At 40.1% G+C, this 21,808-nt stretch carries 16 protein-coding genes; 1 reads left to right on the top strand and 15 read right to left on the bottom strand.

The genetic code is table 11. The features are described 5' to 3' along the window. Positions 1-8 precede the first annotated feature (8 nt). A complete protein-coding gene (locus ACYUCY_RS05375; protein WP_460225427.1) occupies positions 9-1,328 on the bottom strand; it encodes an MBOAT family O-acyltransferase in 1,320 nt (439 codons plus the stop codon). 487 nt (positions 1,329-1,815) lie between these two features. Here ACYUCY_RS05375 and ACYUCY_RS05370 point away from each other — a divergent pair, with 487 nt between their 5' ends. Continuing rightward, positions 1,816-3,435 (top strand): glycosyltransferase family protein, encoded by a 1,620-nt coding sequence (locus ACYUCY_RS05370; protein ID WP_460225426.1) that lies wholly within the window; start codon positions 1,816-1,818, stop codon positions 3,433-3,435. A gap of 41 nt (positions 3,436-3,476) precedes the next feature. Here the strand turns inward: ACYUCY_RS05370 and ACYUCY_RS05365 are convergent, their stop codons facing one another. The 14 genes from ACYUCY_RS05365 to ACYUCY_RS05300 all read right to left on the bottom strand — a co-directional run bounded on the left by ACYUCY_RS05365 (position 3,477) and on the right by ACYUCY_RS05300 (position 21,805). Beyond that, complete coding sequence (locus ACYUCY_RS05365; protein ID WP_460225425.1) at positions 3,477-4,328, bottom strand: GNAT family protein; 852 nt, start codon at positions 4,326-4,328, stop codon at positions 3,477-3,479. Positions 4,329-4,344: 16 nt separating this feature from the next. Further along, entirely contained in the window at positions 4,345-5,367 is a 1,023-nt protein-coding gene (locus tag ACYUCY_RS05360; RefSeq protein WP_460225424.1) for a glycosyltransferase family 4 protein, read from the bottom strand. A 153-nt stretch (positions 5,368-5,520) separates the two neighbouring features. Beyond that, entirely contained in the window at positions 5,521-6,831 is a 1,311-nt protein-coding gene (locus ACYUCY_RS05355) for an O-antigen ligase family protein (RefSeq protein WP_460225423.1), read from the bottom strand. Continuing rightward, on the bottom strand, positions 6,828-8,342 hold the full coding sequence (locus ACYUCY_RS05350) for a lipopolysaccharide biosynthesis protein (RefSeq protein WP_460225422.1): 1,515 nt from the start codon (positions 8,340-8,342) through the stop codon (positions 6,828-6,830). The genes ACYUCY_RS05355 and ACYUCY_RS05350 overlap by 4 nt, the downstream gene beginning before the upstream one ends. A gap of 60 nt (positions 8,343-8,402) precedes the next feature. Beyond that, the gene (locus ACYUCY_RS05345) at positions 8,403-9,413 is read right to left on the bottom strand and encodes a polysaccharide deacetylase family protein (protein WP_460225421.1); all 1,011 of its coding nucleotides are present in this window, start codon (positions 9,411-9,413) and stop codon (positions 8,403-8,405) included. Positions 9,414-9,553: 140 nt separating this feature from the next. Further along, positions 9,554-9,721, bottom strand: coding sequence for a hypothetical protein (locus ACYUCY_RS05340; protein WP_460225420.1), 168 nt, complete (start codon positions 9,719-9,721; stop codon positions 9,554-9,556). A gap of 191 nt (positions 9,722-9,912) precedes the next feature. Next, positions 9,913-10,320, bottom strand: coding sequence for a GtrA family protein (locus ACYUCY_RS05335; RefSeq protein ID WP_460225419.1), 408 nt, complete (start codon positions 10,318-10,320; stop codon positions 9,913-9,915). 71 nt (positions 10,321-10,391) lie between these two features. Continuing rightward, positions 10,392-11,402 carry a glycosyltransferase family 2 protein gene (locus ACYUCY_RS05330; protein WP_460225418.1) on the bottom strand — a complete coding sequence of 337 codons (1,011 nt, stop codon included), beginning with the start codon at positions 11,400-11,402 and terminating at the stop codon, positions 10,392-10,394. A gap of 422 nt (positions 11,403-11,824) precedes the next feature. Continuing rightward, complete coding sequence (locus ACYUCY_RS05325; protein ID WP_460225417.1) at positions 11,825-13,039, bottom strand: hypothetical protein; 1,215 nt, start codon at positions 13,037-13,039, stop codon at positions 11,825-11,827. Next, positions 13,036-13,389 carry a hypothetical protein gene (locus ACYUCY_RS05320; protein WP_460225416.1) on the bottom strand — a complete coding sequence of 118 codons (354 nt, stop codon included), beginning with the start codon at positions 13,387-13,389 and terminating at the stop codon, positions 13,036-13,038. The genes ACYUCY_RS05325 and ACYUCY_RS05320 overlap by 4 nt, the downstream gene beginning before the upstream one ends. Positions 13,390-13,567: 178 nt before the next feature. Next, entirely contained in the window at positions 13,568-15,844 is a 2,277-nt protein-coding gene (locus ACYUCY_RS05315; RefSeq protein WP_460225415.1) for a TonB-dependent receptor, read from the bottom strand. 402 nt (positions 15,845-16,246) lie between these two features. Next, positions 16,247-17,038: a transglutaminase-like domain-containing protein gene (locus ACYUCY_RS05310; RefSeq protein ID WP_460225414.1), complete on the bottom strand. Its 792-nt coding sequence runs from the start codon at positions 17,036-17,038 to the stop codon at positions 16,247-16,249. A 265-nt stretch (positions 17,039-17,303) separates the two neighbouring features. Continuing rightward, positions 17,304-18,341, bottom strand: a complete 1,038-nt coding sequence (locus tag ACYUCY_RS05305; RefSeq protein WP_460225413.1) for an energy transducer TonB — start codon at positions 18,339-18,341, stop codon at positions 17,304-17,306. A 326-nt stretch (positions 18,342-18,667) separates the two neighbouring features. After that, entirely contained in the window at positions 18,668-21,805 is a 3,138-nt protein-coding gene (locus ACYUCY_RS05300; RefSeq protein WP_460225412.1) for an error-prone DNA polymerase, read from the bottom strand. Positions 21,806-21,808: the final 3 nt, after the last annotated feature.

Here is a 21,808-nt window from a genome sequence, read left to right as displayed (position 1 = left end):
CGTAATGCCTAAAATTGAAAATATATAAATCCCTGTGATTCACTAGCGCCATAAACAAATATCAAATACACAATTATTGCAATTATTACATCTCTCACATAGACAGGGAAATCAAAGATAAAAAGCAGGTTGTTTTTGAAATATTGCCATATCTGGAATACGACGATCGGCCACACGTACATTAAAAGCTCGCCGCCATCGCTTAGCAATATTTTTGATTCCACCGTCCAATTGGAAGCCAGGTTTTTAGTCAAAATCGTAATCTGACTTAATGAGTCAGCCCTGAAAATTAACCAGCCATAACACGCAAAAATATACATGCACAATATCGAAATAGTGACCCAGAATATGTTGCTTTTATTTGGAAGAAAACGACTAAAATACCGGTGAGCACAAAGTAGTGATCCCTGATAAAATCCCCAGACGACAAAATTCCAGGCGGCGCCATGCCACAATCCACCTAGGACCATAGTTGCCATTAAATTACAGTATGTTCGTAACTCACCTTTCCTATTTCCACCGAGCGGAATGTATAAATAATCTCTCAACCAAGTAGATAAACTAATATGCCATCGTCGCCAAAAATCTGATGGGTTTCTCGCAAAATAAGGTAAATTGAAATTGAGTCGCAGTTCAAAACCTAATAACTTAGAAATCCCCCTCGCAATATCTGTATAACCGGAAAAATCGCAGTAGATTTGAAATGAAAACGCTACCACTACAATGATTATTTCTGGAGCTGATAAAGTTGCATAATTTGCATACCCTCTATCTACCAAAATTGCCAAGTTATCGGCAATAAACACTTTCTTAAACAACCCCCAAAAAACAAGCCACGCACCTTCTTTAGATTGCTGATGAGAAATTTTTCGCGGATTAAGTATTTGAGGGAGAAGACTCGACGCTCTCTCAATGGGGCCAGCGACTAGTTGGGGGAAGAATGATACGAAAAGAGCAAAATCAAAAAAATGTCTTGTCGGTTTCAATTGCTTCCGGTAGATATCAATCGAGTACGTCATCGTTTGAAAGGTATAGAACGAAATGCCGACAGGCAGAATAACATTTAGTTCAAACCAAGAGGGCGCGTAATTAAAAACCGAAAGCAGATCTGTAAAAGATTCTGAAAAGAAATTGAAATATTTAAAAAACCCCAAAATACCAAGATTTACGATTATGCTAAGTGTAACGAATTTCTTTTTTGCTTTATCGTCTTTAGACTCATGTATTTTAATTCCACAGTAATAATCAACACATGTTGAGACAATTATTAACGATAAAAATCGCCAATCCCAGCAACCGTAGAAAAAATAACTAGCAATCAGAAGCATGTAGTTCTGAGGCCGGCGGGGTAACATCCTGTACAGGAGATACACAACACCAAAGAATACAAAAAATTCAAACGTATTGAATAACATAGACTTCTAAATCTGCCCTGTTTCTATCCCTATAACTCATAAGATCATGAGGAGAGCCGTTTTATTAGTTCATCAAACCAGGAAACGAGCACAATAATTAATCAAGCTTATATGCTTCCCTGCGTTAGAAAATATCGTTAGTGATACAGCCACAAAGTAGGTTGCTCATCACCGAGAAAGACTTGCTCGTCTGTTCCAGCCCAATGCAAAATAGACGCTATGCTAACATTATCATTTATTCATATGCTACCATCGCGCTGACATACGGTACGCTGGCTTTAGCGACTAGCCCAAATTAGGAAACCAAAATTTTACTTAGTTCGAAAGCATGCCAAGCGCTATCAAAATCATTCGTACGCGATAAATGCGCAGCACACATATACCTAAGGTTTACTAAATAATGAAATTTCAGATCAATCTCAAATCTAACAAATCGATTTACTATCTTTTTATTATTAGTGTCCTAATTGCAGCCATAATTGCCGTGAAGCAATATCATGAAAGTAAAGGGTACATTAGTAACGACTCTACTCAATATTTAGCTGGCGCGGAATCTTTAATATCTGAGGGAAGTTTTTCCACGAGAATCCTCTATTTTGACGAACACTACACAACCGGAACAATCCCGGCTCCACAAACGGTTTGGCCGCCAGGTCTTTCCATGGCAATTGCCTCACTAAGTTTATTCGGCATAGATATCGACACCGCTGGACAAATCGTCTCCATGCTCGCCTTCGTATTATTGGTCGGCAGTGTATGCCTATTGTCTTGGAAACTGGCACATTCAATGACGGCATCAACAGTCGCCGTCATTTGGCAGCTCATTTGCGTTGATTTTTGGCGCTACAGCGGTGGAATTGGCAGCGATCTTATTTTTACCGCCCTATCGACAATTTGTATGCTTATATATGTTGCCGCTGTTGAGAAAAATAACGCTTATCAAAGAAGTTTTCACATTTCGTTTCCAGCATTAATGGCACTAAGTGTTTTATCAGGAATTGGATTTATTTTTCGTTATCCAGGAGTGTTTCTCATCGCTTGGGTTATGCTTCTAATCTTGGTTGAATTTGTAGGCCGTCTGCGACGAAATCCAAAATCATGGGTGAGGGACTTTTTTTATTCGTCATTGGCTGCGCTCCCCGCCCTTTTATGTTTCGCGGTACTTATCGGAAGAAATCTCATCATCACAGGCGGGATACAAGGTGGAAACAATAAAACAGTATACAACTCCGTTTTTGGCCTCGGCGCTGACACGATAAAATCATTTGTAACCGTACTAACAGGTGTCAACCAATCCAATTTTTTCGAAGCTTCTTTATTTTTGGGGATACTTGGCGGCTTAGCTCTTTTATTTTTATTGGCAGGTATCGCAATTTCGGCTTACAAGATTGGGCAATCAGTTTTACAAGAAAAATTCAACAATTGGAAAACTCAATGCCATATAGCTATACTCGTTTTTATTGGCATCTATATAGTGGGAATTATTATTGTTAGCTCGCGAACCTTTGCAAGCTTCGGATCTCGATATTTGTTATCGGCTATGCCATTACTCATCGTCGTAGTAATTTCTTGCTGGAATAAATTTCGATGGGCGACTTGGCTGGGAGTTTTCTTAGTAGCGGGGACGCAATTCGTATTTTATCAAGCTTATCTGATCCCGCCTTCATCACCTAAAGCAGACCATGAATCTGCTTACAGTGAAATGGCAACATGGATAGATGAAAATACCAATACCAAAGATACAATTTTGGTAGTCGGAGACGGGCAACGCATTGGGTATCATAGCAACAGATCTGCTGCCACCGTTCCTATCAGACATTTTTCTGCATACGTTTGGGATGAAAAAAGATTTAAAAAAATAATCAATGACTACAATATAAAAATTATAGTGGCGAGCAAAAATGATACTCTCAATGATTACGAAGAATTTTCTGCACAACTAATGCAAGGGCAGGAAAACAATTGGGTATCACTTTCAGCCAACACTGGAAACTCTTTTATTTATACTGTTAATAATTAGATTACAGTGTACTTTTAGTTCTCAAATGACGACAAAAATCATCAGAGACCGCCTTTCTTTCTCTCCACTATTTTTAGTGTTATATACCTCTTGATAAAGAGGTATAGCTTCCCGTACTTAATTACTGAATAGGCCATTTTTAAATTGATCTTCAACCAATGATAAATGTCTGGATTCAAAGAAAATTCATGACTATCGGTTTTAATAAGATACAAACGATTAATTGACCAGCGTGGCGTTCCGTCAAAATCGGGAATATGGCTCCACTGCACGCCTTTGGCAATTGTACCATCGGCATTTTCCACTTCATGCCATTTGCCAATCTTCTTTCTTCTGGCTTTAGCATACTTAATGATTTCATCAGGAGTCATCAACGAAAATCCTTTTTGCCTTTTTAACAGAACATCAAAATATAGTTTTTTCTCGTAAAGATTCCACGCGGATTTATTGTGATTTAGCACCTCCAAACTTACCTGTGTGCCCTTTGGAATGACGTCTTGAAGAAAATATTTCAGCAGTAATTTTGCTGGACTGAGTTGATTAGCGACAGGAGGGATTTCCAGTGGAGCATCTGTATTATTTTTTTTTGAGCGGAATTCTTCGCGCACATACATGCCTACCATATGGTAGACCTCTTCAGATATTTTACAGCAAACTATCGTGCCAGCAATTTCCGAATCAACCAACAAGATATCCATACGCGCATAAGCGTTCGGCAACACTCGCTTTTTGAAGATAACTCTTTTTCCATCGACAATATCTTCATGATATAAAATATCTTCGATTCGCCCTCCGACAAGTCCTAATAAGCGAGCTTTCTCTCTAAAAGATGGAATGATGGCATTGATGATATCGTTATCAGAATTTTTGTTGGATTCATTTTCAGTCAGCATAGTGAATTCTGAGTCATTAATTGGCCACGTCTCGATTAGCATCTACCCTATCGAACAAATTTTTAACATGAGCTGCATAATGCTTCAAAGTAAACTCATTCTCAAATCGTCGCAATCCTTTTTCAGCAAACTGCCGTCTTGCCGCCTCTGATTTCATTAGATTCCGAAGATGCATTTCCAGCTCGTCTATATTTTCTTTTTCAAATAGCAGACCATCTTCTCCATCATTTACAACTGTCGGAATCCCGTTAACACGCGACGCAATACGCGCTCGGCCCCTGGCCATTGCCTCTATGAGAACTCTGCCCATAGCTTCTGTTCGCGACGGTAATACAAAAATATCACAAGAATCCATTAATTGCGGAATTTCAGCAAAAGGGACGGGTTTACGAATTTCGATATTTTTATTTCCGGCAGCTTGCTCGTTCATCTCCTTTACTTCTTTAGAAGTAAACCATCCTACGATGAGCAATTTCCACAAGGGAAAGTCGGTAGTCAATCTTTGGAAAGCGCCAATAAGTACGTCCACACCTTTAATATATGCTGGAAAACCTAGGGTTAACAAATAATGATCTTGATTTTCACGATAATCGCCTGCTGTTATGTTGGAATAGTCAAAAAAACAGGCTTCGACAGTATTTTTTCTCAGGGAGAATCGGCTGATTTGACCTGGGAATAGCGTTTTTACCCCATCAGAAAACTTTAATACCCGTTGCTGTATTTTTGGATATAAAAATTTTTTAAACTTTAATTTCAAATCGCTTCTGAATTTATATATTTCTTCCGAATCATATACACCATTTACTTCACAAATCATTTTAGCGCCGCTGACAATCTTAATAATCGACGCAGTAACACCGGTCGCAAATGGATCATATGAAATGACAATATCTAATTTCCTTTGTTTTCGCATTAACAAACTTTCTTTGATGGCTACAAACATAAATTTCAAAGTCGCCCAAGAACCATACCCGTTCGATCCATCAACCAAAACAATTTTATAGTTACCTATATAGTGAACTCCTGGATCTGGAGACATTGATACCAACGTGCCCGAACTAAATTCTGATAAAGCCAATAGCTTTGGCTTTATCAAATCATCACAGTTAAACGTCGGGCCTTTAGTGATTTGTAAGGTGGAATATGTTTTCATGAAATAGGATAGCTATTAATAAGTAAGTTATTTTGATAATTACGTCTCTGATTGAAAATCATTTTCAAATACCCGTGTTGGTTTCAATTTCTTCTGAGGTTTCTCGTTGTCGTCAAAGCGCTTAACAATTGCGTACATCGTCACCCATATATAAATATGGGGATAGTAGGCAACGGAGATAAATGCCCCAGAAACAACAAACACTCCCATTGACGCGATTAAAGCCCGCGACATTAACTGTACATGTGAATCGTTCACGTCTTCTTTTTTCTTTCTCCGTTGCAAGCCGTAAAGCTTTAGCGGCAAAACTATCATGATAAATAAATAAATAATCGCGCCAAAAGTCCCAGTTTCTGAAAGTACTTGAAAATACAACGAGTGAACCACCTTACCCTGATAGTTAATTTCAAATCCTGTGTACCAAGAAGTATAAACTTGGTATTTATTCATATTATATTTTTGGTTATATACGCCAACCCCAAACACGGGGTTATCTTTATACATTTCCCACGCCGTCTCCCATAATCGCAATCTCTCTACTCGAGTGTCGTCCTCCGCATTATTAATAGACTGCATTTCATCCAAATAGCCTTCCGGTAAAACTGATATTAAGATGCCGGAAAGTGCGACAGAAAAAACAATAGCGTATAGCGCTATTTTGATTCTTCTTCTAGAGAACCACCATATGATAAGTAACGATCCGACAAGACCAAGAAATCCACCTCTGGAACGCGTAACGATGACCCCCGCGATAACGACAACCGCAGCTAACAATATCAATAGCTTGGTTCTCTTTGAGATATCTGGTAAAAAAGCAGAATAAAAAACTATCGGCAAGCCCATCCCCAATGCAAGTGCGGCATCATTATTATCCCAAGAAAAATCTCCCGGACCTGTTCCACCATCTTTGATGGTAATCAATGACATAAGAAAATATATTACACACCATAATTTAAGTAGCAGAGTGGCTCTAGGTAGTGAGTCAAATAGAATATAAAGGGCGATACACTGAGGTAAAACCTGGGTAAAAGCTTTCAAAGTGTATCGATGTGCGCCGACATTAACAGCACCAAATGCTGAAAACAGATAGGCCAACGCTAACAAAACGATAAAATATATTGGCGTTTTTAGTATTTTTCCACGAATATGCAAAATACCCCATATCGTGAACACCCAGATAAGCGCCCCAGAAATTGGTAACGCGTTCAGTCCTGGTATGTGTTCCTGAGGTCTTACGTAGTAGAAAAATAAATAAGCGATTGCCAGCCAAGTACCGTACTTACGATCGGCATCGCCTAAGCTCCAAGTATTAGTGACGGTTGGCGCTGCTATTTCTACACTTGTATTCATGTTCTTCTAAGTAAACCTGTTAGTTCTTGTAAATGTTGTTTTGCCCAAACTAAGTAGCATAAACAAAATGTTATGGCACCTGCTGCCATTTTTAAGAGTAGAGCAACTAGCAGCATAGGTAAGAACAACGACTCCCAATTTTTATTAAGGCTAGAGACCCAGGAAGGCAACCGCATCTCAATTTCCATAAGCTGTAGTGCATAGAAAAAGTCGTTAGATAAAAGGAGCACCAAAACCATCGCGAGCGTGCATAACAACGTTATTTTTATTGATTCCAAAAATTCTAAGAACGTCATATTCAAGGTAGAAAACAAAACTTTTAATAAATAAATATACCCAATTGGAAAAGTAATAGCCCAACCTATTAGCATCCAATTAAGGCCCCACTGCACACCTATCAGCATTGAAACCGTACCCGTCGCCAAGAGTATTCCCTGGTAAACAAGACCTGCAGTGCTATTACCTACGCCCTCCAATACCCGCGGAATAAGTTGAGCGCTCACCATAAAGATATTAAGCACGCATAAAATTCTAATTGGCCCAACGATAGTTACCCACTTTTCACCTAACATAATTGGGATAATTAGATCTGCAGTCAAAGCTATGCCCGCAAACATTGGGGCAGTAATCATAAACAAGATACGGTGCATCCGTAGAAATACTGATTTGGTGCGACCAAGATCGTCTTGAATTTGCGAAAACGCAGGAAACCCGATCTTGTGGAATAGCTCACCAATTTTAGTCATTGGTATCGCTGCTAGCATGTGGGCCATTTGATAACTACCTACTGCGGCTATTCCTAAATAGCCACTTGCGATCACAACCGCGAGCTGATTACTGGCAAAGGAAACCAAGCCTGCCGACAACAGCTTACTACCATAAGAAAACATTGGTATGACCGACGATAATTGTTTTGGTCTTCCCGGTACATACCGCACCACAACAAAGAATGCTATCGCGGTAAACGCTTCTCCTGCCACCGTGGAAATAATTAGCGACCAAAACCCCCATCCGCGATGCGCCAAAATCAATACGAGAGCAATGATAATGAAATTTGAACCGATTGAAATCAGCGCAGTAGCTCGAAACTGAAGCTTACGCATCAGAATCGCGTGAGGGACTAGGCCAAGACTTGACAGTATAACCATCAATCCGGCAACGCGAATAATTAACTCTAAATCAGGAAGCTTATATAAACTCGCGATAACCGGAGCCGTAGCGTACAGAACCAAATAGATAACAACCGACAACAAATTACTGAGCCAAAATATATTGGCGAGATCATATGACTCAAGAATTTTCTTATTGATTAGGGCCTTGTATAGACCCATCCCTGCAATCTGTAGGCATAAGCCAGTAAAAATACCTGACACGCCGACTATCCCATAATCCTCCTGAACGAGAATATGAGCTACCCAAAAGGTAGAAATCCACGACGCTATCTGAACAATTAAGCGCGCAGAAGCTTCCCAGGCAAAGCCGCTTATGACCTTATTTCTAAAATTTTCCAAGGTATTCCTCGTACGCCACTCTCAAGATCCATCTCAATAATTGATCTTAGCGGAAAAGCTTTATGCTCTTAGTTGGTTTTTGAACGATTCGATCCAGGTGGAATACTGAATGATGTCAGATTTGGTGTTTGGAAACGCAAACCTAGGTAGGCAGAAAAGCTTATCTTGATCACCGAGGTCAACAACAGGTGGCGTCGCGCTGACTGCACCAGTGAACCCCAGTTGATGGCAGTATTGTATTTCGCGATGGCCAAAATCCTGATTTCGGCCAACCGGGTAACAAAACACATTTGAGGGAGATATCGCATTTTTTTTGACATCATCTCGAGATCTCTTTATCTCAAAAAAAGATGTTTCGTCGCTCTCTTTGGATAATATTGGATGGCTGTAAGAATGTGGGGCTATTCGCATACCTTTTTTTTCTATCTCACGTAATTTTTCCCAAGTCGTCGACTTGTATTTTTCAGGTGCTAAAACAGGGATTTCTACCTCTATGAGCTTAGCTAACTGCTCAACCCTTATATTAATTTCTGCAAATGGCTGCTCGGCTAAGTTAAATACAATTTTCTCTCTCGCGACCGCTTTAGATACACCCTCTAACGTTAAATTTGGAAATAGTGTTTTGAGCTGCCCATAGTTAGAATCTTGCATTTCGTCCAACAAATACTCGACCTTTGCATCCCAAAACCAAAGCTCTTTCGCCACGAATCCCGTAGTCACAAAGTACGTCGTGGGACATTCGTACTCTTCAAATAAACCCGTAGGTATTTCTACATGGTCCCAATATCCATCATCTATGCTAAATGCCACTGATCTAGGAGGCAGCGCCGTTTCATTTTGTACCGCTAGCGCGACATCTTCAACACTAACAAAATTAAAATTTTTGCTCCGCATAAACTCCAAAGCATATTTCAACAAGCTGGGATCGTGGCCTTCTATACCAAGATCAGGGCATGCGAAACGGTGCAGCATGAAAACGGGAACGTGATTTCCATAGATTCTATCGCCAACGGCAGAAAGGGGCGCACTATTAAGGGTTTTCACAAATAAGTGTTTTAACAGCTCTTTCATTTAAACACATGACCTGATGATGAATTCTTTTTGCCAGAGATCAAGCTCCAGCTCCGGGATATACTCTTTTTAACGAGGTAATAGAGTATATATCCTGCTAGTCGATAGACTTTTATTCAAGGACTTATTCAAGAATCCGCCTATTTTACAGATACTCTCCCACGATCAATATGAGTATTTAACGGTAAGGCCGAGCCAGTGTCGCCGTGTTCCGTCGTATGCACTTGCCATTTGTCACATGTATATATCCGACGCTCATATCTCGCCAGACAAACATGCTCTTGACCATACAGTTTCAAGTTATTCATCCACTCACAAACCTTACGGCGCGACTGAACACACCAGTCTGGTCAAATGTTATTCTGCAGCCAACTCTCTCTTGTGTCGGCCTTGAAATCAAACCTCTTCAACAAGCTTATGGTTTGGGAACTTATGACAGTTGTCGAATGTTTATTTAGCTCTAGGACGACCAAACTCAATCTATAACTGCTCTATTGAATCATTTTTCTGCAGCGGAAAAAGTCCATAGCTTGTGAACAACAAAAGCCATTAAAGGCAATAACATTGCTGTCATAACAATTTTCAAATATGGATGCGCGGCGACTATTGAAATGCTTACCAACAAAGCTGCTGATAATGCTATCAATTGTACGGTAAGAAATTTTAATGCTCTAGGTACTGATAATTTCGAACGAAACACTAAAAAAGATTGGACAATATATGAAAAAATAAATGCGACGCCAAACCCTAATAGGTTTGACCATATAATTGAATCATTGATAAATCGAATAAATGCTATCGCCACTAAAATATGAATTAACGTCGAGATGCCGCCAACCGCGCCATAGCGAACCAACTGAAAAAACAATCCAAAATGGCGATGATCTCTAACTTTTCGAATGAACATTTTTATGCGTGCTCAATATTCCCTTAAAAATATATAAATCTAATCGATAACAGAAACAAGTCTTTGTCATGTTAACGTACAATGTCTGGAATTTTTTCATTATCATCCATCTCGCTCTCAACCAAAGATGACTGAAATTCATTTTCTATAATGTAGTTTGGTCGCCGTTTAGATTCTATATATATCCTACCAATATACTCTCCCAATACGCCGATCCCAATAAGCTGCACACCACCCAAAAACAATGTTACTGTTAGCAACGATGCATAACCAGGAACATCTATCCCGAATAAAATTGTGCGGATAATTATAAAACTGGCATACAAAAATGAAATCACAGAAACTGTTAGGCCTATATACAACCATACTCTTAACGGCGCAGAACTAAAGCTGGTAATCCCCTCGACCGCAAAGTTCCACAATTTCCAACCATTAAAACTTGTATCGCCCGCGGCTCTAACTTCTCTTGCATAGTCTACGGTAGTTGTTTTAAACCCAACCCAAGCAAAAATCCCTTTCATAAAACGTTGTTTTTCATCAAGCTTTTGAATTTCTTTCAACACTTTACGCGTAAATAATCGATAGTCGCCAACGTTAGGCGGAATAGCGATTTCTGAAATTTTGTTATGAAAATCGTAAAACAACTTGGCCGACAAACGTTTTGCTACAGTATCTGAAGAACGATCGATTCGACGAGCTAAAACAACCTCATACCCTTCTTTCCAACGCTCAATAAATGTTTTGATTAACTGCGGGGGATCTTGCAGATCAACATCAATAGGTATTATCACTTCGCCTAAAGCTTTATCAAGACCGGCAGTCATCGCCGCCTCTTTGCCAAAATTCCGAGATAAATTCAGAACTCGGATTCCTGAAAACTGCTCCTTGGTATCTAAAAGTATCTGTAGCGTGTTATCTCGACTCCCATCGTTAATAAAGATAATCTCATACGAAAGATCAATCTCTTTTAAAATTGGTAGAATAGCATCCATAAATAACGGGATAACTTGTTCTTCGTTATAACAGGGACAAATAATAGAAATGCTCACCGATTTAGATGTCGACTTAGATTCGGTACTCATAGGGCTATTCCCAAAGGATTAAAATCCAATTTTTCTAATTGGGTCAAAAACATTTTTTTAACTCTATACGCTAGCGTTCAAATTCAGTGCCTGATAAAAATTTCGCTATTTTTACTCGTGCCAAAACACCATGAGGTAATTAATAGTGCTTACAGGCATACACAAAGCCTCAAATTATACTATTAAAACTCCATCACTTTTTTTAAATACCACCAAACGGTCAATTAAACGTCCAAGTGGAACTTATTGGCTGGACCACTGAAATTCCGGTCTATTGCATCCACCAGCCGCTTGAATTCCAATTGTTGCCAAAAAATTACTCAGACTTTGATTTCTCTTTGAATGACACCAGCTCTCTCGTCAATCGATAGCGAGAAAAACAATCAAAACTAAGAAACCCACTTGTCCGACACTTAGTTAAACTAAAATTGAAATTGGTAACCGAGCTCGAACACGCGGTCATCTGTGAAATCCATCGGCAACTTGCCATCGGTATAGCTCACGAAAAGGCCTTCGTCCCCACCTAGCGTGATGGTGAAAAAATCAAAACGGTCTAAATCCGCATTTTCAACAGCCGGTGCTGCATCGATTTCTTTAAAGTATCGATAGTTCATCGCTATATACACGGCGCTTTCGCCCACGCGTGCGATGGGTGTTTTGAAGGACAACTCGGCTTCAAAGCGATTAAAGTCTGAATCATCGCCAGCGTTTTTTCGGGGGTCATCATTTTCTGGACTAACTCGTGATAGACCTAGTTGCAGAACCGGTAATGACGTACCGCGAGGTTTAAAACAATCAGAAAATTTGTTCTCGCACAGCTCGTAGCCAGAAAGCGCTCTTATCAAAGCAAATGGGTAATCGAAAAAATTAAATTTGGAAAAAGCGCTTTGTTCAGACCAGCTTTTTACTTCTACTGCCGTATGAAAACCATAGACCCATTGCTTTTGACTAAAGCGTTGATTGGACTCCAAAGAGGCATGACCACCAAATTCATAATAGAACTGATTCGTTAAGTTTGGTTTCACCAAAGCGATTAACTCTTGAACAACTGCTTCTTCATCTTCCTCTGTTTCGGCGTTCGCGAAAGCTGCGTCCAGTTTTAAGATCTGCTCTGACATCGGTCTTGACAGTGATCCACCCACTGATCGAAAAAAATCAAATTGCAAAGAGCTAGACAAAAAATCATTTGGGTTTTTATCTTTATCAAATGCAAAATTTCCTTTGCTCGAAAACGATAAATCCAGCCCCATTACGCAGCTCGCATTGCTATCGCAGGATAACTCATGATCTTCAATGCCCTTTCGATAATCATAGGAAAAACCCAGTGCACTATCAGGCTGATCATCAACATCAAAAGCTTTAAATTGAAAGTTTACATCTTTTAGAAACTGCCACCCTGACGACGACTTCAAATAGCTGTTGAGTATTTTGCTTTGTGAAGTGGGTGATTCAAAAGAATTTTTAAGCGAGTCAATCGATTCACGAAATCCGCTTCCGGTATTTTTATCTGAAACACCACTCGACAGGATTCCGATAAGCGTATCGCTGAGATCAGATTCTTCCTGAGCAAAAACCTGAAGAGATAGCAAAGCTAGACCAATAAAGAATATCCGAAGGGATTTTTTTTTCGCATTCATTGCAATTTTTCTCCGAAAAAATCATAGCAAGTATCAGCAACTTCCGCCAAATCCTGGATAGCCTTATCACCAACAATAAGGATTTTTGTCATTGTATTAATACTTTTTACTGCACTATATCCTGATTCGAATTTTGATTCGAAAGCATCGATAAATAAATTATTGAGCCTCGTTGCTAATGATCGTGCTTTTGTTTTGCGCATATTGGCAGAATCGCCTTCCACCCAAAAATCGAGTTTTCTAATTTCTTGAGGGCCGGCTGAGGAAAATTTTCGTTTTGTTTCGGTGAGAATACGTAGACTTAGGTAGGTACGACGGTGTGCTAAATTATTTTTTGACCAAGTTGCCATTGCTTATCCTCCTTGTTAAGAATTATGACCCTGATAGCTATTAGGCTCTTTTACATTTAAACACCTGCATCTTATTGAAATGAAATGATTTTTCAATAAAATTTTGCTCCCATTTTTCTTCCTCAGTCAGGTTAAAGTGTCCCACTCTGTTCATATTCTTCTCATAGCGAAGGTAAACCTACCAACGATATCGCACACCTAACCACAAACCTCTTGGCTCATTTGGACTCAGAAAGCGCGTATTCTCTTCACCTAAACTGGGAATAACTTCATCTGGCTCTCCATATAAACCAAAACTTTCGAACTCCGTATCGAAAACATTGTTGACCGTTAATGACATTGAAAATTTAGGGTTAAATATGTAACGCAACTGTGAGTTAACGGTAAAACTCCGATCAGTTTTATCGTCTAGATTTGCTTCATCACCTCGCAAATGCACACCACTCTGTAAATGGATATCTGCATCAAAAATCCAATGGGTGCCCATCGACCAGGTAACTGCGCTGCTAAAACTGTGGTCTGGAAGACCGGGAATATCGTCGCCAGATTTTACGACTACCTCCCCATTTATTTCACTAGGATGGTTGGGACTACTAACTGCAAATTTGTCTTCAAATGTGGCTCTCATCCACGTGTAGGAAAATTCCCAAGAAAACGATTCGCCGTCAAATATATAGTTTGCGGAAACCCCCATTCTTAAGGTATCGCTGGCGTTTGAAAAGAAACCTTCGTTAGATGAAACACCACCTGTGCTCTGAAAAAGTATATCGTCACTAATAGCGCTATAAAAACCATTTAATTGCCACGAATGCGCGTCACTTTTTTTACGACGAAGGCCTAGTTCAAAATTTCTGGCGACTACTTCATCTAAAGGAGGGTCCGCCAAAAAAGTATTTGGTAAAGTACAAGGCGCATCGGGATGAGAGCACGCTAGCTCAATGGGTGTTGGTACTCGAGACGACTGATGTAAACTCGAATAAAATTGAAGTCTATCGCTTACGTTAACGGTAACACCCACTCCAGAATTCCATCCAGAATAAGTATGATTACCGTCGAGCTCTGGAGCCTCCCCGCTTTCATCATTAGTAATTATTTGACTATGATTATATCGAATTGAAAAATTGAAACCTAAGGTTGAATTCACAGCAAAAGAATCTAACCAGTAAACGGCATAGTTACGCACTAAAGACTGCAGCTCAGTTTCACCTTCGTCGTCAAAGAAACCAGAACCCGAAGTAGATCGATCTGCCTGTAAACTCGCAAATTCTACTTGCGATCTAAATTCTGTTTCTCCTTGGTAAAAGTCAACACCAAAATAATTGCTATGCGTTACACTGCCTAGATTAATTGCTTTCGCATACTCTATGGTACTTCCCCAGCTTTCCTGCTGTCGATCACTGGTATTGTTGATTGCGTCAAAATCCCCGTCGACGAGATTTCCAAATTGGTCATTCACGAACTCGTCATCTTCACAAAGAAAGCCATCAAATGGCGGGGCACACTCTTCGAATTCTGAACCATCGCCATTAAAACTTTCGGTTTTATTCCGGCGATAAAATAAACTGGTATTAATAGTCGAGTTATCACTCAGATAAAATTTATTTCTACTACCAAACATTAATAAATTGTTTTCAGTAATATCAGGATGTGTAAATACGGCATCTCGGTCTTGCTTTAATAATAGTTCTGGCGCTGCGCCATTCCCGCGCAAATTGCTATCGCCTAGCCAGGCAAAAAAATCCCATTCAAGATTATCTTTTCGAAAATTTAATGAGGAATAAAAATTTGTCGCTTTAGATGCAGAAAAATCTCGCCAGCTTTTCTCATCGAAATTATCCAGCGCGACATAATGTCCCCATCGCCCATTATTCTCGCCATGACTTGCCGCCAAGTTTCGCCTTTCAAATGAACCATAATTCGCCGCAACGGATGAAAGATCATCATCGAAACCAGTTTTGGTTGTCGCAATTAAGCTACCGCCTAATGCGTTTAAGCCATAGGCGGCATTCGCGCCCGACAGCAAGCTTATTTGTTGAATACTACTACCACCAATCAGATCCCAATTTACGGTATCTGCGAATGGCTCGTTAATTCGAATACCGTTTAAATAAACCGCTACACCTTGCGGTGCACCCAACAGTGGCGATGCTGAATAACCTCGCACTTGTACATCAGGCTGCAGCGGATTATTTTGCGCATGATTTATTGAAACGCCATTCGCCTGCCTATCAAGCAAATCCGCAATAGAGTTGAATTGTCCGGATTGAATATCTTTCGCGTTAAACGACTGGACTTGATAAGGAAGACCTTCATCGACAATAGCACCGGACAATTGCGAAGAACCGCTAATGGTAATCTCTTCAATATCGACGTTCGGATTTTGGGCATGGGCTATTGAGGATATAAATATGGAAGCTGTAATGGATATTATAATAATTTGAATATTCTGATGCACCGAAAGACCTCAAAGAACACGAATTGGTGTGGCGCATTATAATCGCAGGTTCTAAACTCACGCATCTGTATTCCCCAAATGCCAGCAGCCTTTATTATTCTTTACTTTATTTGGCGAAATACCACAATGTAGATATTTGGAACCAAAAAATTTATTCTCTTCTCGAAGCCGATAGTGTTGGCTTGTGTTCTACTAAAATTTTATACGAAAGAGTTTTTTCCATTCCACCATTACACTAAAGAATATCTAGTTCCACACAAACCCACTCGGAGTTTATTTCAGTTATTTTTTATTGTTTCGCCTTAATATTTAAGCACAATAGTTTTTGTTAGATTTTTTAATATGTTCTATCTTAGGCTAGGCGGAAAATACCGCTACTATCCTTTAGATTCAAGGCCAAATTTAACTTCGCTCAATAAGCTGTACCTGCACTTGTTGCGTCGTGGGATACACCAGTGGACCAAATTGATTGTAAACAGCAACGTCGGCGGCATCGCGCCCGTAACCAATCGCTACGTAGCCGCCATTTTTTATGGGTTGTGTTGCATCAAAGGTGTACCAACGCCCAGCAATATATGCTTCGAACCATGCGTGTAAATCCATCGGCTTAAGCTCATACAAATAACCTACCACCATCCGAGCGGGAATACTTAAGCTACGACATAAGGCTATTCCCAAGTGTGCCAGATCGCGACAAACACCGGATTGACGTACATTCACTTCTACCGCAGATATTGGGATATCGCTGCTGCCTGGCTCATAGCGAATAGTGTCCTGCAACCATGTTTCAATGGCTGCAACTTGGTCGTAGCCCAGCTGATAACCCGTGGTGATCGATGCGGCCATATTCCCAAACCGCTCAGACTCACAGTAACGACTCGGCAACAGATAACTCAGTACATTATCTGGCAGGTTCTGTATCTCAACAAAAGGCGCCCCTGGATCTTTATCAACATAATCAGTAGTTTTTATATCCGCAGCAGTATGAATTTCAAAATTCCCGGGAGGGGCAACTAAACGCTGACAAAGATTTCCATAAATATCGGTAAATTCGTAGGCAGGGACACTAGGTACAAGCCTGTATTCTTCTTGGGCGACCCATTGTTGAGCCCCACTACGTGGCCGTAGCATCAAAATAAATGGGGTAGGTTCAGCGATATCAAATATCAAATCACAACTTGTACGTAGCCACATGGTTTAGACCTTTGGAAGTAACACTGGAAACTTAAGAATTACGGAGGATAGTTAGAGCGAAGAGTATGGTCTTCTCTTAGTAAAAATGACACTACTCTTTTAAGAGTTCTGTTTTTTCAAAGTATTTTTAGACGCTTGATAATAGCTAAAAGTAACTCTTAACAAGGCATCGAAATATTCAGGCAGGGATTTGGCTTGTAGCGTAGGTATGTTTCCTAAACATAACATCCGAGGGGGTTAACCCCCCTCAATGTTTTTTCTAACATTAATACTGCACTAAATCAAACTCGCTATTCGCCGCACCTAAAACTTGCAAGATACAGTTCCCCCAGCTTTCTGGAATCTCGTAGCCAGCGTCCTCATTGAAAGCCAGGAATACGTACTTTTTACTGCATCTCAGTTTTAGTTCGTTCAATACTGATCCTTTGTTATCTATGGAGAATTCTTTCTTGAATAACTTTATTGACCAAAGACCATGTTGATCTGTTTTCGCTGTCAAACTAAAGGCTTTTTCATTATTCTTTAGTTCAATCATTTGATCATAGGCAGCCTTAAACTCTTTCACGGCTTCTTCACCGTGTTTTCTTTTAATTAAATCGTAACTTCTGATCGCCTCTTCAAAGTGATTAGTTTGGGCCTGAATCACAAACAACTGCTTTCGTACTGAAAGTATTAAATCTTCCGGCAAAAATCTACTGTCGTCATCGTAGTCGCCCTCGAACAATAACGCGCTGTTTAGGTACTGCATTTGCTCTAATTTCGTTCCATATAACGCTGCATAATTTGCACGATCAAAATTCAAGTAGGCTCGCTCATAATTATTCAGCTTGCTGTCATCTTCGTATTTTTTTATAAATTTGCTTGCCTCTTCCTCGTTCTTATCATTAATTGCTCTAACAAATTTTTTATGATTTCTTATAAAAGCCCTTCTTGCTCCGCGCCAACTTTCACCCAATGAGAATTTAAACATCATGGTGCTACTACCTTCTACTGCCTCTCCATTAATACTTGCTGGTTCATATTTCGACCTTTTCAATACATCCAAAGCAGCTTTTTCAAATTTTCTGGATCCCGTGGATCCAATAACCGTAGGTTCAAATACCTTGCCTTCGGTATCAACCATAAAATTAACGGCGACCCAACCTTCTGTACCTTCATTAGCTTCAACTACTGGATAAATTCCAGAAGGGCTTTCAAGCCTCTTAGGGCCATCATACACCTCTGGCTTTTTTTCAACCTCCTGCGCCATTATTGAAACTGGAAGTAGCAAGAATACAAATAAAAATATTCTGTGGCTTATCATATTGCGGCTCCTTTGCTGTAGAGTTTATTTTTTTATACTACGACTTTTACATGGAACGACTGCTCCACTGAACACCTAGCCTGACGGTAGAGCCAGGATCAAGTAGGAATAGATTTTCAATCACTTACCAAAAGTTTGTTTGGATAAATCCCGCGAGAAAACATTTATATCATTGAACTCACGTATATAATTTTCTCAAGATTCAAATGGTATTTTTGATACTTTAATGATTTTTCGTATTGATTCTAGTAGTTATGCTAATCCTAATATATTCTGTCGTCGAAATTTGTTTTTCTTATTTTCTGAAATACCCTGACTAAGGTTTGCTAGTGAAAATCTCTAGATTTTAATGCCAGGTTTTCCAATTGATCACTACAATCAATAACTTCCCCTGCTATGACATGAATCACGGTATTTTTGCTTTCCATAATACCCTTAATGAGTAACACACGGCCAGTCATGATGGCTTTGCGGAACCGCTGTTGCAGATCTTTCCAAATGACTACATTTATATTCCCAGTTTCATCTTCTAGGGTCATAAAGATAACACCCGACGCTGTACCAGGACGCTGCCTGCCAGTGACAAGGCCAGCAATCCGCACGAAACGACCGGAATTTAAATGGAATAAATCAGTGGCACGCTTGCAAAATTTGAAAGGTTTTTCACTTCGCAATAAAGCCATAGGATGTTGGTTTAAGGTTAAGCGGGTGCTTTGGTAATCCATCATTGTGGTTTCTGCATCACTCGGGGAATCAAAAATAATTTCTTGTCCCGCTCCACTTTCTTTATTAACACCGCCTCTATCATTAAGACCAAGCAAAGGCATTGGTGCCGCAATAGCTTGCGTATTCCAATGTGCTTGGTAACGATGCCCACTTATTGACAGTAATGCATCGGCGCTAACGATGCTGGATAGCTCTTGTTGATTTAACTGCGCACGCTGAATGAGTTCGTGACCGCTCGAAAATATTTTTATTTTTCGAGTAGCAACAATACGTTCGGCGGCATTTTTATTAAAACCTTTAACCAATCGAAAACCTAAACGCAACGCGGGCTGCGCTTCCATTATGGGGTAATTATTATCAATTACTAAATTGTGATCCCACTGGCTGTGTAATACATCGATGGCTAGTATCTTTACACCATGACGCTTTGCATCTTGTACAATTTGCGAGGCAGAATAAAATCCCATCGGCAAACTATTTAACAAGCCACAATAAAAAGCGGCAGGATAATGGCACTTTAACCAGGCAGAATAATAAGCCAGTAAAGCAAAACTCGCAGAATGGGATTCGGGAAAGCCGTATTCTCCAAAACCTTGAATCTGGCGAAATATTTGTTCGGCAAAACCTTCGTCATAACCGCGCTCTAACATGCCATTAATTAATTTTTCACGGAAACCACTTAAGTCACCGTTCTTCCCCCAAGATGCCATTGCTCTACGTAAAGCATCAGCTTCCCCACCGCTAAAACCCGCAGCGACCATGGCTATTTTTATGACTTGTTCTTGAAATATAGGAACGCCGAGAGTGCGCTTTAGTACGGCTTCTAATTCAGGACTTAAATAAGTCACCGGCTCTTCACCATCACGCCGTCGCAAAAACGGATGCACCATGTCGCCTTGTATTGGACCAGGGCGAACTATCGCCACTTGAATCACCAAATCATAAAACGTTTTTGGTCTTAAGCGCGGCAGCATCGACATCTGCGCTCGCGACTCCACTTGAAACACACCCACGGTATCCGCCCGACATAACATAGCGTAGGTTTTTGGATCTTCAGCAGGGATTTTCGCCACACTCAAGTTCATATCACTGTAGCTATTAATTAAGTCAATAGATTTTCGAATTGCGGTTAGCATACCAAGAGCCAGCACATCAATTTTTAATAAACCCAGAGATTCAATATCGGTCTTGTCCCACTGAATGATTGTGCGATCGGGCATAGCGGCATTTTCAATCGGCACTAAAGTACTAATGGGGCTCCGTGCAATTAAAAACCCACCGACATGCTGGGAAAGGTGGCGAGGAAAGCCCTTTATCTCTTTTAACAAATAAATGTATTGTTTAGCGATTGTTGTCGCGTTGGCTAAGTTAGCTTCTTTTAAACGTTCAACTAATTGATTTGACCTATCCCACCAAGCCATACTCTTTGCTAACTTATCAATAAGAATATCGTCGAAACCAAAGGCTTTACCAACATCACGAATTGCGCTGCGCGGGCGATAGGTAATAACTGTTGCTGTTAGCGCAGCGCGCTTGCGGGAATATTTATTGTAAATATATTGAATCACTTCTTCGCGACGCTCATGTTCAAAATCCACATCGATATCCGGCGGCTCATTACGTTCTTTAGAAATAAATCGTTCGAACAATAAGCTGCTTTGCGCTGGATTCACTTCAGTAATAAACAAGCAGTAGCAGACTGCCGAGTTAGCGGCAGACCCTCTACCCTGGCAAAGTATTTTTTGTTCACGAGCGAACTGAACAACATCGTAGACAGTTAAAAAATAGTGTTCATAGTGCAGCTCAGCAATAATTTTCAGTTCGTAATTTATCTGCTTTTCTACTTCAGGAGATATTCCGTTTGGCCAGCGTATTTTTACCCCAGCCATCGTCAGCTCTCTCAAGTAAGCACTTGGACTCTTCCCTTTGGGAACCAACTCTTCAGGATATTCGTATTGAAGCTCATTAAGAGAAAAATTACACAGATCAGCAACATTACCTGTCTCTTCTAACAGCTCTTGAGGGTAAATACTTTGTAACACATCAAGAGAGCGTAAATGACACTCGCCATTCACTAAACGCTTCTCACCCAATTCCTGAATTGAGGTATTTAAGCGAATGGCAGTTACAACATCCTGCAAAGGTTTTCGCTCAATGTTATGCATATGCACATTGTTGCACGCCAGCATCGGAACCTTTAATTGCAAGGCTAATTGCTGACAAGCAGAGTAATGTTGTTGATCATCATCATCTTGCAGCAACTCCACTCCCAACCATACTCTATTTTTAAAATATGCTGTTAATATTGATAATAATCTTTCTTCTTGTTCATCAAATACTTTTGGCAACATTATTGCCAGGCATTGTTGTGTACCGAACTGGAGATCTTGAACAAATAATTTATAAGCTCCTTTTTCGCTACGACGCCGAGCTCGGGAGATAAGTGATGATATTTCTGAATAGGCGCTACGATTAGGAGCAAGTAAAACAGTTTTTATACTGGATAGTGTTTCACCATTTTTATCAAACAAATTAAACTCGCTACCAATGATTAACTTTATCGATAACTGTTTCGCCATGACATGGGCTTTCACAATCCCCGCAAAAGAACATTCATCGGTAATGGCAATTGCGCTATAAGCTAATTCTGCGGCACGCATAACCAACTCTTCAGGCCGAGAAGCCCCCCTCAAAAAGGTAAAATTACTTAAAGCATGAAGTTCAGCAAAGCCCGGCATTTT

This window comes from Aurantivibrio infirmus (assembly GCF_054767315.1).
Note: the sequence above shows the minus strand (reverse complement) of the source record. Positions and strands in the feature narration are given on the sequence as shown.

Coding starts and splice junctions, on each gene's coding strand:
- ACYUCY_RS05375 (WP_460225427.1), bottom strand. CDS start 1,328: ATGCTTCTGATTGCTAGTTATTTTTTCTACGGTTGCTGGGATTGGCGA.
- ACYUCY_RS05370 (WP_460225426.1), top strand. CDS start 1,816: ATGAAATTTCAGATCAATCTCAAATCTAACAAATCGATTTACTATCTT.
- ACYUCY_RS05365 (WP_460225425.1), bottom strand. CDS start 4,328: ATGCTGACTGAAAATGAATCCAACAAAAATTCTGATAACGATATCATC.
- ACYUCY_RS05360 (WP_460225424.1), bottom strand. CDS start 5,367: ATGTCTCCAGATCCAGGAGTTCACTATATAGGTAACTATAAAATTGTT.
- ACYUCY_RS05355 (WP_460225423.1), bottom strand. CDS start 6,831: ATGAATACAAGTGTAGAAATAGCAGCGCCAACCGTCACTAATACTTGG.
- ACYUCY_RS05345 (WP_460225421.1), bottom strand. CDS start 9,413: ATGAAAGAGCTGTTAAAACACTTATTTGTGAAAACCCTTAATAGTGCG.
- ACYUCY_RS05340 (WP_460225420.1), bottom strand. CDS start 9,721: ATGAATAACTTGAAACTGTATGGTCAAGAGCATGTTTGTCTGGCGAGA.
- ACYUCY_RS05335 (WP_460225419.1), bottom strand. CDS start 10,320: ATGTTCATTCGAAAAGTTAGAGATCATCGCCATTTTGGATTGTTTTTT.
- ACYUCY_RS05330 (WP_460225418.1), bottom strand. CDS start 11,402: ATGAGTACCGAATCTAAGTCGACATCTAAATCGGTGAGCATTTCTATT.
- ACYUCY_RS05325 (WP_460225417.1), bottom strand. CDS start 13,039: ATGAATGCGAAAAAAAAATCCCTTCGGATATTCTTTATTGGTCTAGCT.
- ACYUCY_RS05320 (WP_460225416.1), bottom strand. CDS start 13,389: ATGGCAACTTGGTCAAAAAATAATTTAGCACACCGTCGTACCTACCTA.
- ACYUCY_RS05310 (WP_460225414.1), bottom strand. CDS start 17,038: ATGTGGCTACGTACAAGTTGTGATTTGATATTTGATATCGCTGAACCT.
- ACYUCY_RS05305 (WP_460225413.1), bottom strand. CDS start 18,341: ATGATAAGCCACAGAATATTTTTATTTGTATTCTTGCTACTTCCAGTT.
- ACYUCY_RS05300 (WP_460225412.1), bottom strand. CDS start 21,805: ATGCCGGGCTTTGCTGAACTTCATGCTTTAAGTAATTTTACCTTTTTG.